The organism is Enterobacter sp. ENT03 (assembly GCF_019218745.1).
Classification (GTDB): Bacteria; Pseudomonadota; Gammaproteobacteria; order Enterobacterales; family Enterobacteriaceae; genus Enterobacter_D.
The window spans coordinates 1-14,005 of record NZ_JAHUXA010000003.1 but is presented as its reverse complement, the minus strand read 5'-3'; the positions used below and the strand labels follow the sequence as shown (position 1 = coordinate 14,005).

Genomic DNA, 14,005 nt, shown 5'->3' with positions numbered 1-14,005 from the left:
AAAGGTTATGAATTGCAAGGTCGCGCCGCAGAAGACTTGCGCTCCCTTGCCCCAGAAAGAAAGCCTTACAAACCTTCACAGTATTTGGGATTTTTCTTAGCATCGCGCACCTTTACCCGGATTACAGGAGCCGTTTTTATGCCAACCCTGCACGACCCGTTACTGGTTTTCACCGATCTCGATGGCACGCTACTGGACAGCCATACCTGGGACTGGCAACCCGCCGCCGAGTGGCTGAGCCGCCTTGGGCAACATCGTATCCCGGTCATCCTGTGCAGCAGCAAAACCGCCGCTGAAATGATCGCGTTGCAGAAAAATCTCGGCCTGGAGGACCTGCCGTTTATTGCTGAGAACGGCGCGGTGATCCAGCTGGATAGCGACTGGCAGGATCATGCGGATTATCCGCGGCTGATTAACGGCGCGACGCATGACGAGGTGGTCAGCGTGCTGACGCAGTTACGTGACAAGAATGGTTATAAATTCACGCTGTTCAGCGAGCTCGACGACCGGGTGCTGGCAGACGTTACCGGACTGCCCCCTGCGCAGGCGGGCCTCGCGCGGCTCCATGAAGCCTCTGAGACGTTGATCTGGCGCGACAGTGATGAACGCATGGCCGTATTCAGCGACACGCTGGCGGGGCTGGGATTACGTTTTATGCAGGGTGCGCGTTACTGGCACGTGCTGGATGAACGCGGCGGCAAAGATCAGGCCGTAAACTGGCTGACCAAACAGTACCGCCAGCGCGATGGCCATTCACATCTCACCCTGGGCCTCGGGGATGGCCCAAACGATGCCCCTCTGCTCGATAACGTCGATTTCGCCGTGGTGGTGAAAGGCCTGAACCGCGACGGTGTGGCGCTGCGTAATGAGGATCCTGATCGCGTTTACCATACAACCCTGCAGGGCCCGGCGGGCTGGCGTGAAGGCCTCGATCACTGGCTGGGTGAGTCCTGATAGTCATCGTGGGCGCACACCTGATTGCGCCCGCTGCGTTTGGCATGGTAGAGACGGTTATCGGCAACGGACTGCAATAACTCAAAATTCATCATGTCTTCCACCACGCCGCTGCTGACGCCCAATGAAGCGCTCATCCGCAACGTGCGGCCTTTCGCCAGCAGGATCTCTTTAGCAGCGATGCGCGCGCGGATACGTTCCGCAATGGCAGCGCCCTGCGCCAGCGTCGTATTCGGTAAAATCACGCAAAACTCTTCACCGCCCACGCGCCCTGCTACATCCCCAACGCGCAGCGTGTCACTGATCAGCCGCGCCACATGCGTCAGTACCCGATCGCCCGCCTGATGACCGTAGCGGTCGTTAACCTGCTTAAAGTGGTCAAGGTCAATCTGGATCACCGCTAACGCCTCGCCGGTCTGCTGGCTATGGGCGGTGAGTTTTTTTGCCTGTTCAAACAGCCCACCACGGTTGCTCAGGCGGGTTAACGGATCGTGCCAGGCCTGCCACTGCAGGGAATTTTGCATCTGGTACATGTTGCGTACCATCCGGCGGATCACCATCCACGACAACAGCACCATCGTGGTAAATAACAGCCACAGCAGCGCAATGACGATGCTGATGGTGCCAAAGTCGCCATCCAGACCCGCGCTCAGGGAGTGAATGCGGATTAATACACCATCGAAATGTTTGAGTTTTTGCCAGCTGATAAACTGACTGCCGAGGCGCAGGTTGCCAGTGGGATCCAGGGCCACCGCCTGGATAAGCTCCTGCCTGTGCGCGTCGCTGAATGATTGCGGCGTGGCATTATTAGTGGTTGATGCGGTGATCAACCTGAACTGGTTGTCAAACAGCTGATACTCCCCTTGATCCTCGTCGGTCAGGGAATCTTCCAGCTGTTTTTTCAGTTGATTCAACGGAAACTGCAACGCGATGGTACCGTACCAGTAGTGCTGATAATCGAGCGGAATACTGGCGGTGACATGGTCGCCGCCGTCAGCAAACCAGTGCACGCTACGGGCAGGGTTTTTAGTAGGCGACTGGCCGGTGAACCAGTCAGCGTCGAGCAGATCTTCAAAGCGGGTAATGATAGCGGCGGTATCGGGCGGAGCATCGGTTGAAAGAAAATAACCGGCGCGAGAAACGTAGATTGCACGTACCGGCGCAACCGGGTAGACGCCGGACAGACGCCGGACAGACGCCGGACAGACGCATCATATAACCCATTTCCAGCGCGGCGCTCATTTCATTATTCAGTAGGGGCACGTCGTAATTCAGTAAAGGATGGTGTCTGACAAACGCCTCGCCTACGCCGCTTATCGACAGCGTGCGTCGGGCATCGGCATTAATCTGCCAGTAGGGGTGCTGGCGGACGGCGGCATACTGATTTCGGGTGTCGTACACTACCTTCAATGCGAGGGGCGTCTGCATCGCAGTCTGCATACTATTATGATAAAACAGCAGCAAATTGACGCCGGTTTGCATCTGCCGATCCAGCGCTGAGGCGGCCTTATCAAGTGTCGTTTGCTGGCTGCCGGCGTAAGCATCTTCCAGCACCTCAGCCTCGCGCCAGGTGAGCACGGTTGAGCTGACCAGCACAAAAGCAAAGCAAAGGTTAACGATCCGACCGGGATCAAAATAGTGGCGCATTTTTTTTAACAGCACAGCTCGTTTTCCTGAGTTTGAGATTGTGCCGGTAAAAATGCCCGGCACTGCCGGGCAAGAACTGGTTACTGCGTCGCGCCGCGTAACCGCGCGATCCCTTTCACCACCGCCACAACAGCCAGGCCTATCACAAAGCCCAGCACTAAATTAGCCAGCATCGGTAAGGTTGCCTGCACCACCGCACCGTGTGCGCCAGCCATGTGTTCAATCGCATGGTGCAGCGGAGCGATGCCGTGCACCACGATCCCACCACCCACCAGAAACATCGCTAACGTACCGATGATGGAGAGCGACTTCATCAGCCAGGGGGCAACCACCAGCAGGCCTTTGCCCACCGATCTTGCCACAGCACCGGGCTTCTCCGCCAGCCAGTAACCCACATCATCCAGTTTGACGATCACGCCGACCAGGCCATACACGCCAATGGTCACCACCAGCGCAATGCCGGAGAGCACCAGAACCTGGTTAAGCAGCGGCGCGTCGGCAACAATCCCCAGCGTAATCGCAACGATTTCTGCCGACAGGATAAAATCGGTGCGGATCGCCCCTTTGACTTTATCGCGCTCGAAGGTTTTTGGATCCTGCGCGGCAATGGCGTCGAGGCGCTGCTGGCGCGCTTCCGGCGTCTCTTTATGCTTACGGGCGTGCAGCGTATGCAGCACCTTTTCCACCCCTTCAAAACATAAAAATGCCCCACCGACCATCAGCAGCGGCGTGATCGCCCAGGGAATAAAGGCGCTGATGAGCAGCGCCAGCGGCACGAGGATCACTTTGTTGAGCAACGAGCCTTTCGCCACGCTCCACACCACCGGCAGCTCGCGATTGGCGCGTACGCCGGATACCTGTTGCGCGTTGAGTGACAAATCATCGCCGAGCACGCCCGCCGTTTTTTTCGCCGCCAGTTTGCCCATTACGGAGATGTCATCCAGTAAGGTGGCAATGTCGTCCAGTAAGGTTAATAAACTACTTCCCGCCAAAATACGTTCCTTCTGTTTTTTGTTGATATAACAATAAGTATGGAGCATAAATGCCCGCCGCGAAATGCCCGCCCTGAAGTCAACAAAAAATTAACATTCACCGGGTAACTAAATGACTCGCCAGCTAAGTAGTTTTGTCGTTTACTGTAAATCTTCTTTTTATTCCGCCGCGAGGGCGTATGCGTTTCAGGCAGCTTTTACCGCTTATAGGTTCTCTTTTCGCGCTTTATATTATCTGGGGTTCCACTTACTTTGTTATCCGCGTTGGGGTCGAGAGCTGGCCGCCGTTAATGATGGCGGGCGTCCGTTTTCTCACCGCCGGCATTCTGTTGCTGACGTTTCTGCTGTTTACCGGGCACCGGTTACCGCCGCTGCGTCCACTGCTTAATGCCGCACTGATCGGCGTGTTATTGCTGGCGGTGGGTAATGGCATGGTCACCGTCGCGGAGCACCAGAATGTGCCGTCGGGGATTGCCGCGGTGGTCGTGGCAACGGTGCCGCTGTTCACGCTCTGTTTTAGCCATTTTTTTGGCATTAAAACCCGCAAGCTGGAGTGGCTTGGCATTGCGATTGGCCTCAGCGGCATTGTGCTGCTTAACAGTGGCGGTAACCTGAGCGGAAATCCGCTGGGCGCAGTGATGATCTTAATCGGCTCGCTAAGCTGGGCGTTTGGCTCGGTGTACGGTTCGCGCATTGCACTGCCGGTCGGCATGATGGCGGGTGCTATTGAAATGCTGGCGGCGGGCATCGTGCTGCTGGCGGCGTCCTGGATCACCGGGGAAAGCCTCACCACCCTGCCGACGCTGTCAGGCTTTTTAGCGGTGGGCTATCTGGCAATCTTTGGTTCGATTATCGCCATTAGTGCGTACATGTACCTTATTCGCAATACCACCCCGGCTGTCGCGACCAGCTACGCCTATGTGAATCCGGTGGTGGCAGTGCTGCTGGGTACCACCTTTGCCGGCGAGGTCCTGTCGCCGGTGGAGTGGCTGGCGCTGGGCATCATTATTCTTGCGGTAGTGCTGGTAACGCTGGGGAAATACCTGTTCCCTGCCCGCCCGGTGGTGACACCGTGCGAGATCAAGAAATAGTCTGGATCCCCTGCGTGTCGATCTGCGCGGCTTCCCCGCCGCCGCAGATCCACTCCTCCAGCCGAACGCTCAGTTGTTCATCACTCAGCTTCTGCCGCCCGCGCAAGGCACATTCCCACACCACCAGCACCCGCCAGCCATCCGCCCGCAGCTGTGTAATATCACGCTGGTCACGGGCAACGTTTTTGCCGATCTTCCCCAGCCAGAAATCCGTGCGCGTCGCCGGGACTTTAAACAGATAACAGTTGTGGTGATGCCAGAAGCAGCCATGGGTGAAAATGACGCACTGATAATCATCAATCACAAAGTCCGGCCGACCGGGAAGCGCGGCATCCTGCACGTGAAAAACCAGCCCGAGGCCGGTGAGTAATCCGGAAAGCCGCTTTTCTATTGCCGTGTCATGCGTCCCGATGGCACGCATATTTTTACTGCGTGTCGCTTTGTCATGCACATCCGTCATCGCCGGGTTTTCTCCTTTACTGTCTGCTATAGCGCCAGTTTAGCAGCCGCAGCTTATTGCACCTGAAAAAGCGAAATCCCGTTGCGCGCGGAATTTCTGCATGCCATTATTTCGCCGTTATTAACCTGAACGATTTAACTATTTTTTGCATTTCGTTATCATGCCAATGCGTAAACATTGCCAGCCCATCAGGGCTGGTTTTTTTTCGCACTCAATATAATCATAATCACCATGAATGAATTTGAAGCACCAATTAACCACCGTGAATAATATAAACGTAATGTTCACAACTCATTAATTTAAAAGGCATATCATAACCCACATGGATGATTTCATCTTCTTGATATTCATGGAAAAAATAACTACCAATCAAGAAATAAATTGCAATATATAATATGATTTACTTACACCTTTCTTTTAAAAAAATATGAACTTTATAGAATAGTATCGGCACTGTGATTTAATCCGAAATCACACATATTCATATAATTTATTATTCATATGATGCAAAGGGATTAAATAATGAAAAGAAAAGTACTGGCAATCATTGTGCCTGCCCTGTTAGTGGCTGGCGCGGCTAACGCGGCTGAAATTTATAACAAAGACGGCAATAAACTGGACCTGTACGGTAAAGTCGATGCCCGTCATACGTTCTCTGATAACTCAGGTGATGATGGCGACGAAACTATCGTAGAACTGGGCTTTAAAGGAGAAACCCAGATCAATAGTGATCTCATCGGTTACGGTAACTTCCTTTCTAAAACTGAAGCAAATACTACTGAAGGCGAAGGTAGCAAATACTATGCAAAACTGGCTTTTGCTGGTCTGAAGTTTGCTGACTACGGCTCATTCGACTACGGCCGTAACTACGGCGTGGTGTACGACGTTGAAGCCTGGACCGATATGCTACCGGTATTCGGTGGCGACTCCTACACCTGGACCGATAACTTTATGGTGGGCCGTGCTAACGGCGTAGCAACCTACCGTAACAGTGATTTCTTCGGTGCGGTGGAAGGCCTGAATTTTGCCCTGCAATATCAGGGTAATAACGAAGGCACTAACGCTAATGAAGATCAGGAAGGTACTAAAAACGGTCGTGATAATGTCCGTTTAGAAAATGGCGACGGCTTCGGTCTGTCTTCTTCCTATAACTTCCAGGGCGATCTGGAAGGGCTGAGCATCGGTGCCGCCTACGCCTCTTCTGACCGTACTAATTCACAGGTTGCTTTGGGTGGTCTTAACAATCGTTACAGCAAATTTGCTGGCGGCGATAAAGCGGACGCGTGGACATTCGGCATGAAATACGATGCCTACAACGTCTATCTGGCTATGATGTACGCTGAAACACGCAATATGACGCCTTATGGTGATACAGGCGTTGCGAACAATACCCAAAACTTCGAAGCCGTAGCGCAGTATCAGTTCGACTTCGGTCTGCGTCCGTCTCTGGCATGGGTTTACTCAAAAGGTAACGACCTGGGCGGCAACAACACCAGCCACGGTACAGACTACGTTGACCAGGATCTGGTGAACTACATTGAACTGGGTGCGACTTACTACTTCAATAAAAACATGTCCACCTATGTTGATTACAAAATCAACATGCTGGATAAAGATGACAGCTTCTACAAAGACAACGGCATCTCAACGGATGACGTCGTCGGTGTCGGCCTGACCTACCAGTTCTGATGACATAACGTCCTAAAGCCCGCCAGTTGTGCGGGCTTTTTTATACCTGTACTTTGAGAATAAAGCGGTAGCAAGATAACGGCGGGCAGACTACTATCCGATGGCGACAGGAATAAAGGATTTTCTCAACGGGACGTCGGTCACTGAAAGGAAGCGGGATAAGTGATTGAATAATGGCGGAGAGAGGGGGATTTGAACCCCCGGTAGAGTTGCCCCTACTCCAGTTTTCGAGACTGGTCCGTTCAGCCGCTCCGGCATCTCTCCGTTCTGATGGTTGCCATCATGCCAGGTTCTTTGGCATTTTAACAGACCCTGTCCCTGCAATTGTGTTCAAGTGACGAGTTTGCGAGCAAAGCGATGATTAAATGGCCCTGGAAAGCAAATGAAACGGTACGGACTCTGGCGCTCCCCTGGGAAAATGCGCTTGCCGTCCCGATGTTATCGAGTCTGACCCCGGAGGAACAACACCGGCTGGTTCAGCTTGCCGATCGTTTTTTGCAGCAAAAACGGCTGGTGGCCCTGCAGGGACTGGAGCTTGATGAGCTGAAAAGCTGTCGTATCGCCCTGCTCTTCTGCTTACCGGTGCTGGAGCTGGGTATCGAGTGGCTCGACGGTTTTCACGAGGTGCTGATTTATCCTGCGCCTTTCGTGGTGGACGACGAGTGGGAAGATGATATTGGTCTGGTGCACAATCAGCGCGTGGTGCAGTCGGGGCAAAGCTGGCAACAGGGGCCGGTGATCTTAAACTGGCTTGATATTCAGGATTCATTCGACACCTCAGGCTTCAATCTGATCATTCATGAAGTGGCGCATAAGCTCGACACGCGAAACGGCGACCGCGCCAGCGGCGTTCCGCTGATCCCGCTGCGCGAAGTGGCTGGCTGGGAGCATGATATCCACGCCGCCATGAACAACATACAGGATGAAATCGATCTGGTTGGCGAAAGCGCTGCCAGTATTGATGCGTATGCTGCCACCGATCCCGCAGAGTGTTTTGCCGTGCTGTCAGAGTATTTCTTCAGCGCACCCGAGCTTTTCGCACCACGCTTCCCGGCGCTGTGGCAACGTTTCTGCCATTTCTATCGTCAGGATCCGCTGGCGCGGCTGCGGGGCAATAGTACCGCGATTAACGATGAACCACCTTATGTTCACTGAAACAGCAATTTGAATTAAAATTCACCAGTTGAATCAGCCAGTTAAATTAGCGGTTGACACAATTATCGGGGGCCAGTAGTATTCGCCCCGTTCACACGATTCCTCTGTAGTTCAGTCGGTAGAACGGCGGACTGTTAATCCGTATGTCACTGGTTCGAGTCCAGTCAGAGGAGCCAAATTCGAAACCCCGCTCAGGGAAACCTGAGCGGGGTTTTTGCTTTTCTGGCGCGTCACACCCTTCTTCCCTCACCTTCCCCACCAAAATTCACAGCCTCTTACAATTAATATTGCTAATGAGAACCTTTATCGGCAGAATTCTTATTCTCAAAAATTAAAGTTTTCATTTGTGACTGATTTTACTGGTGTCATTCCGGGATGGCTGTGCCAGCGGATTGCACTATTACGTATGAAAATTAAGGAATAATAATGAACACCTGCAAAAAAACGCTCTGGGCGCTCAACCCCCTGCTGCTGGCGATGATCGCGCCTGCGATGGCGCAACAAACCAGCGAACAGGATTTGGTAGTTTCCGCCAGCCGTACTCATCGCACCGTGGCTGAAATGGCGCAAACCACCTGGGTAATTGAGGGGGCCGAACTGGAGCAGCAGGTAAAGGGCGGCAAAGAGCTGAAAGACGCGCTGGCACAACTGATCCCTGGTATTGACGTCAGCAGCCAGGGGCGTACCAATTACGGCATGAATATGCGTGGCCGCGCCATTGTGGTGCTGATTGATGGCGTGCGCCTGAACTCCTCCCGTACCGACAGCCGCCAGCTGGACGCTATCGATCCTTTTAACATTGAGCATATCGAAGTGATCTCCGGCTCCACCGCCCTCTACGGCGGCGGCAGTACCGGCGGGCTTATTAATATTGTCACCAAAAAAGGCCAGCCGGAGACCCTGCTGGAATTTGAAACCGGCACCAAATCCGGCTTTAACAGCAGCAAAGATCACGATGAACGAGTCGCCAGCGCCATCTCCGGCGGTAACGACAAAATTTCCGGGCGCATGGCCGTGGCCTGGCAGAAGTTTGGCGGCTGGTATGACGGTAACGGCGATGCCACGCTGCTGGATAATACCCAGACCGGCTTACAGTACTCCGATCGTCTGGACGTTACGGGCACCGGCACGCTGGCTATCGACGACACGCAGCAATTGCAGCTGGTCAGCCAGTACTATAAAAGCCAGGGGGACGATGATTATGGCCTGTTCCTCGGGGAGAATTTCTCGGCGGTAACAGGTAACGGTAAAGCCTATGCCAGTAAAGGCCTGAACTCGGATCGCATACCGGGTACCGAGCGTCACCTGATCAGCATGCAGTATTCGAACACGGATTTTCTCGGTCAGGAGCTGGTCAGCCAGATCTATTATCGCGATGAATCCCTCACCTTTTACCCGTTCCCGACGGTGGCAGGCGGCGCGGTGACCAGCCTCTCCTCATCCCAGCAGGATACCGATCAATACGGCGCAAAACTCACGCTGAACAGCAAGCCAGTAGACGGTTTACAACTGACCTACGGCCTTGATGCCGATCACGAACGTTTCACCTCAAACCAGATGTTTTTCGATCTGGCCAAATCCAGCGCTTCCGGCGGCCTGAATAACCAGCGTATCTTCACGACCGGGCGCTATCCGGGCTACGAAATCACCAATCTCGCCGCCTTCCTGCAATCCAGCTATGACGTGAACGACATGGTTACCCTCAGCGGCGGTGTGCGTTACCAGAACACGCGCAATTCGATTGAGGATTTTGTCGGTTACACCCAACAACAGGCCATCGCCAAAGGGACAGCCCGCTCGGCAGACGAGATCCCAGGCGGCACCACGGATTACGACAACTTCCTGTATAACGCGGGGCTCCTGCTCCATTTGACCGAACGCCAACAGGCCTGGGTAAACTTCTCCCAGGGCGTGGAATTACCGGATCCGGGAAAATACTACGGTAACGGCACCTATCGGCTGGTCGACGGTCACTATCGCCTGATGAACAGCGTCAACGTGGGGCAGTCAAAACTGCAGGGGATCAAGGTTGACTCTTACGAGCTGGGCTGGCGTTACACCGGCGATGCACTGCGCACCCAACTGGCGGCCTATTATTCCCTGTCTGATAAATCTATTTCCATAAACCGCAGTGATATGACCATTAACGTCGATGACGATAAGCGCCGCATTTATGGTGTGGAAGGCGCGGTGGATTACTTTATTCCGGACAGCGACTGGAGCACCGGCGTGAACTTCAACGTGCTGAAGTCCGAAACCCGCGTCGACGGCAAATGGGAAAAATGGGATGTGAGTTATGCCAGCCCGTCAAAAGCGACCGCTTACGTCGGCTGGGCGCCGGATCCCTGGACGCTGCGCCTACAGACCACCCAGTCATTTGACGTCAGCGATGCTAACGGCAACAAAATTAACGGCTATAACACCGTTGATCTGATCGGCGGCTACGCCTTACCGGTGGGAAATCTGGCATTCAGCATCGAAAACCTGTTGGATAAGGATTACACCACCGTCTGGGGCCAGCGCGCGCAGATGCTCTACAGCCCGACTTACGGCGCGTCCTCGCTCTACGAATACAAAGGCCGCGGACGGACCTTTGGCGTTAACTATTCCGTGCAGTTTTAAGTTTTGACCTGATGCCCGGCCTGCGCCGGGCATCACATACTTCATTAAATCTGATAATCGATTGCCACTTCATCCGGCTCCATCGCCTGACGTTTGATCTCCTCCAGCGACAGCCCGGCATTGCAAAGCTCGATAAAACGCCAGACATAGTTGCGCTGCAACTGCCCGCGCTTGAGCCCCAGCCACACGGTGTTAGCATCAAACAAATGGCGAGTATCCAGACGCACCAGGCCGCCGGACTCCAGCCCGTCGCCGGACTGCTCCGCTACCAGACCGATACCCAGCCCCAGTTCAACATAGGTGCGGATCACATCGGAGTCCTGCGCACTCAACACAATATCCGGGGCCAGCCCTTTGCGCATAAACGCCTCGTCAATACGTGAGCGCCCGGTGATCCCCTGTCGATAAGTAATGATCGGCCAGCGGGCAATCTCCTCAAGGGTTAACGGATTGACAGTATTTAACGGATGATCCACTGGCAGCAACAGATTGTGATGCCAGCGGAACCAGGGGAAAGCCACCAGCGCCGCATCGTTGCTAAGACGTTCACTGGCAATGCCAATATCCGCCCCGCCATTATGCAGCAGCGTTTCGATTTCCTGCGGCGTGCCCTGGATAAGCTCCAGGCGCACTTCCGGGAACAGGGCGCGGAAGGATTTGATCACTGGCGGCAAACTGTAGCGCGCCTGGGTGTGGGTGGTGGCAATGGTCAGCACGCCGGTGGCATCGTTGGTGAAGAGATCCGCGAGCCGTCGCACATTACTGGCTTCGTTAAGAATGCGCTCGGCGATGACCAGCAGCGCCTTGCCCGGCTCGGTCATCCCCAGCAGTCGCTTGCCGCGTCGAATAAAAATCTCGATGCCTAACTCTTCTTCCAGCTCGCGGATATGGCGGCTGACGCCGGACTGCGAGGTGTAAAGCATGTTGGCGACTTCGGTCAAATTGAAATCCCGGCGCGCCGCCTCACGGATTATTTTAAGTTGCTGGAAATTCACCCTTCTCTCCCGGGCCATCAGACATGACGCTATTGTTAGAGTCTGAAGGCCGGGGGAACAAATAATAAAAACCTGCATCTTATGTCGAAATGGAATAACCCTAGCCCACCAGCAACAACTCGCGCTCCTCCAGCGACGGACGGCTGACCAGTGACATCAGGATCTCTTTCACCGCCTGGGCCTGCGGCGAAAGCGGCGCGCGTGATGAACTGTTCAGTGACAACGGCAGGCTCATGGACGGTGAGGTGATCCGCGCCATCCAGCCGTTAGTGGCCTCACACAGCGAACGGGCGGCGGATTCCGGCAACACCGTGCCACCCATTCCGCTGGCAATAGCTGCGGTGAGCGTGCCGATGGATTCAATTTCACCAATAATTTTCGCCGTCAGACGGCGCAGGGAAAAGGCTTCATCGACGCGCAGGCGCACCGCGCTAAAGTCCCGCGGCAGGAACAGATTCATCTCCGCCACCGCCGCCAGATCGACGCTTTGACCCGGACAATCACGGGTTCCCACCAGGTAAAGATCTTCTTTCAGCAACGGCTGGCTGGTAATACCCGCGCCCGGCGAACGTTCGTACAGCACCGCCATATCCAGCTGACCGCTCAGCAATTTATCATTCAGCGACATGCCACTGTTTTCATGCAGATAGACGGTAACGTCCGGCAGTTCCATACGCACCGCCTGCAATAACGGCATGGTAATGGAGGAGGCCGCCGTTCCCGGTGCAAGGCCGATCGACACATGGCCGCGCAATGTCTGGCCAACATTATGTACCGCCAGCTGCGCCTGCTCACACTGACGCAAAATAGTACGGGCATGAGCATAAAGAATTTTGCCTGCTTCCGTTGGCGTGACGCCTCGCTTGGTGCGGATCAGCAACTGCTGATCGAGTTCCCCTTCCAGGGTGGCAACTTGCTGGCTCAGGGCGGGCTGCGCGATATGCAGGACTTCTGCAGCCTGAGTCAGGCTTCCAATGTCGACGATTTTCACGAAGTATTTCAGTCGTCTAAAGTTCATATTGCCTCCGGTACGGAATAACAGTGCCACGCTGGCAGTCATCATGTCGGAGGAGTTGCAAGATACTTGCCAGTTTTGGCGAGGCCGCCGTATATGCCCGTAAGCCGCCAGATAATAAGAGATTCTAATTACCCGGTGCGTTTTCATCACTGAAACAGCGATTTGCAGGCGGTCCATGAGGAGGCACGCCTGCACTGTACTGGTGCACGGATACATGTTTCGGTGAGGAAATCAGCGGATTGCTGAATTTGTCAGCAAACGGTTGAAATGGGGTGATGCAGCCTTTGACAAGCCCGGATCGCGCCGCTACTATTCGCCCCGTTCACACGATTCCTCTGTAGTTCAGTCGGTAGAACGGCGGACTGTTAATCCGTATGTCACTGGTTCGAGTCCAGTCAGAGGAGCCAAATTTTGATTCTTACGCTTTCTTATGAGTCCTTATTTTATTGTGATTCAATACGTTAGCGTAAAAGTCTTTCCCGGTGTATATTCCCCCCGCATCCGGTTAATTTGGTGATCAGGTTTGGTTCGACTCTGAAGTACCTCCCAAATATCTTTAAACGATTCTAAAATCCGTAACGTAATACTGTCTTCCCGTCCTGTAAAACTCTCCGATTCACACGGTTTTTATCTGCTGGTCAATCCCGGCGGTTCGCCCAGAACCCTGTCTTAACTACCATCCACCATCTGCTCATCACCCCACTGAAAACTCAGCATTTCACCGTATTACTGCGGGTTATCGTGGATAAAGGCTTTCTCGAAGGCGCGCCCCGTACCCGACAGCACCAGTGCAACATCAGGCGTTACGCCGTTCAGCAAAGCGTTTCTCCAGAGTCCTGGCTCGCAATATCCATCTGCTTATAAACCTGGGACATAAACAGGGAATAACTGACGTTTTGCGCACTGTTCTTGAGGAACTCTGACTGGAGTCCAGACCTTGCGATCTGGAGAACCTTTCCAGCGATATTAAGATTGTGAACGATGAAGGATGGCAAAATGCCACAGTTACCGACGAGGAATGGGTTAGCGATGAACGTTTGCATGAAGTTAGCACCCCCGCATTTTATGTCTGCCACTCAGCGCTAAACAGCGGTTTTTCAGAAACAGGTAGATTACTCATTCCTGTTAATTTTATTCTTTATTGTAACCACACTCTTTTACTAATATTTTCAGTAAATTGTAGTTCCGCGTAAAACTGACGGACAACAGACGCGCAGATAGAACTATCGTGACGCTGCTTCCGTAGCAAACTGTATGAAGTGGTTTACTGAATTTGGCCACCTGAACAGAGGTGATATGCTCACCTCAGAACAACACAGGTGCTCCAATGAAAAGAAGAAATTTCAGTCCTGAATTCAAACGCGAATCCGCTCAACTGGTAC

Annotated in this window: 11 protein-coding genes, 3 tRNA genes and 1 pseudogene; 8 read left to right on the top strand and 7 right to left on the bottom strand. The window is 53.7% G+C overall.

Features of this window, described 5'->3' with window-relative positions; genetic code table 11:
• Positions 1 to 138: 138 nt before the first annotated feature.
• On the top strand, positions 139 to 954 hold the full coding sequence (locus KW828_RS06620; RefSeq protein ID WP_218335662.1) for a mannosyl-3-phosphoglycerate phosphatase-related protein: 816 nt from the start codon (positions 139 to 141) through the stop codon (positions 952 to 954).
• On the opposite strand, the gene dgcQ is transcribed toward KW828_RS06620, so the two are convergent.
• The 3 genes from dgcQ to KW828_RS06610 all read right to left on the bottom strand — a co-directional run bounded on the left by dgcQ (position 933) and on the right by KW828_RS06610 (position 3,593).
• The gene (dgcQ, locus tag KW828_RS06615) at positions 933 to 2,102 is read right to left on the bottom strand and encodes a cellulose biosynthesis regulator diguanylate cyclase DgcQ (RefSeq protein ID WP_371316098.1); all 1,170 of its coding nucleotides are present in this window, start codon (positions 2,100 to 2,102) and stop codon (positions 933 to 935) included. The two genes, KW828_RS06620 and dgcQ, sit on opposite strands and share 22 nt — an antisense overlap.
• Positions 2,026 to 2,616 (bottom strand): hypothetical protein, encoded by a 591-nt coding sequence (locus KW828_RS22110; protein ID WP_371316090.1) that lies wholly within the window; start codon positions 2,614 to 2,616, stop codon positions 2,026 to 2,028. The genes dgcQ and KW828_RS22110 overlap by 77 nt, the downstream gene beginning before the upstream one ends.
• A gap of 65 nt (positions 2,617 to 2,681) precedes the next feature.
• A complete protein-coding gene (locus KW828_RS06610) occupies positions 2,682 to 3,593 on the bottom strand; it encodes a DUF808 domain-containing protein (protein WP_218335661.1) in 912 nt (303 codons plus the stop codon).
• 179 nt (positions 3,594 to 3,772) lie between these two features.
• Here KW828_RS06610 and yedA point away from each other — a divergent pair, with 179 nt between their 5' ends.
• Positions 3,773 to 4,684, top strand: coding sequence for a drug/metabolite exporter YedA (gene yedA / locus KW828_RS06605; RefSeq protein ID WP_218335660.1), 912 nt, complete (start codon positions 3,773 to 3,775; stop codon positions 4,682 to 4,684).
• Here yedA and KW828_RS06600 read toward each other — a convergent pair.
• Positions 4,674 to 5,144: a very short patch repair endonuclease gene (locus KW828_RS06600; RefSeq protein WP_218335659.1), complete on the bottom strand. Its 471-nt coding sequence runs from the start codon at positions 5,142 to 5,144 to the stop codon at positions 4,674 to 4,676. The genes yedA and KW828_RS06600 overlap by 11 nt on opposite strands.
• Before the next feature lie 522 nt (positions 5,145 to 5,666).
• Here KW828_RS06600 and ompC point away from each other — a divergent pair.
• Positions 5,667 to 6,833: a porin OmpC gene (gene ompC / locus KW828_RS06595; RefSeq protein WP_218335658.1), complete on the top strand. Its 1,167-nt coding sequence runs from the start codon at positions 5,667 to 5,669 to the stop codon at positions 6,831 to 6,833.
• 174 nt (positions 6,834 to 7,007) lie between these two features.
• Here ompC and KW828_RS06590 read toward each other — a convergent pair.
• Positions 7,008 to 7,097: transfer RNA gene (locus KW828_RS06590), tRNA-Ser, on the bottom strand.
• 93 nt (positions 7,098 to 7,190) lie between these two features.
• On the opposite strand from KW828_RS06590, the gene mtfA reads away from it, so the two are divergent.
• The 3 genes from mtfA to KW828_RS06575 all read left to right on the top strand — a co-directional run bounded on the left by mtfA (position 7,191) and on the right by KW828_RS06575 (position 10,610).
• Positions 7,191 to 7,988 carry a DgsA anti-repressor MtfA gene (mtfA, locus tag KW828_RS06585; RefSeq protein ID WP_218335657.1) on the top strand — a complete coding sequence of 266 codons (798 nt, stop codon included), beginning with the start codon at positions 7,191 to 7,193 and terminating at the stop codon, positions 7,986 to 7,988.
• A gap of 100 nt (positions 7,989 to 8,088) precedes the next feature.
• A tRNA-Asn gene (locus KW828_RS06580) sits at positions 8,089 to 8,164 on the top strand.
• Positions 8,165 to 8,414: 250 nt separating this feature from the next.
• Positions 8,415 to 10,610, top strand: coding sequence for a TonB-dependent siderophore receptor (locus tag KW828_RS06575; protein WP_218335656.1), 2,196 nt, complete (start codon positions 8,415 to 8,417; stop codon positions 10,608 to 10,610).
• A gap of 44 nt (positions 10,611 to 10,654) precedes the next feature.
• On the opposite strand, the gene cbl is transcribed toward KW828_RS06575, so the two are convergent.
• Together cbl and nac are read right to left on the bottom strand one after the other, a co-directional pair.
• On the bottom strand, positions 10,655 to 11,605 hold the full coding sequence (gene cbl / locus KW828_RS06570) for an HTH-type transcriptional regulator Cbl (protein ID WP_218335655.1): 951 nt from the start codon (positions 11,603 to 11,605) through the stop codon (positions 10,655 to 10,657).
• 100 nt (positions 11,606 to 11,705) lie between these two features.
• Complete coding sequence (gene nac / locus KW828_RS06565; protein ID WP_218335654.1) at positions 11,706 to 12,623, bottom strand: nitrogen assimilation transcriptional regulator NAC; 918 nt, start codon at positions 12,621 to 12,623, stop codon at positions 11,706 to 11,708.
• 331 nt (positions 12,624 to 12,954) lie between these two features.
• Here nac and KW828_RS06560 point away from each other — a divergent pair.
• Both KW828_RS06560 and KW828_RS21880 read left to right on the top strand, forming a co-directional pair.
• Positions 12,955 to 13,030: transfer RNA gene (locus tag KW828_RS06560), tRNA-Asn, on the top strand.
• A gap of 143 nt (positions 13,031 to 13,173) precedes the next feature.
• Positions 13,174 to 13,451, top strand: a pseudogene (locus KW828_RS21880) (hypothetical protein); the annotation flags it as partial.
• Between the last annotated feature and the right edge of the window lie 554 nt (positions 13,452 to 14,005).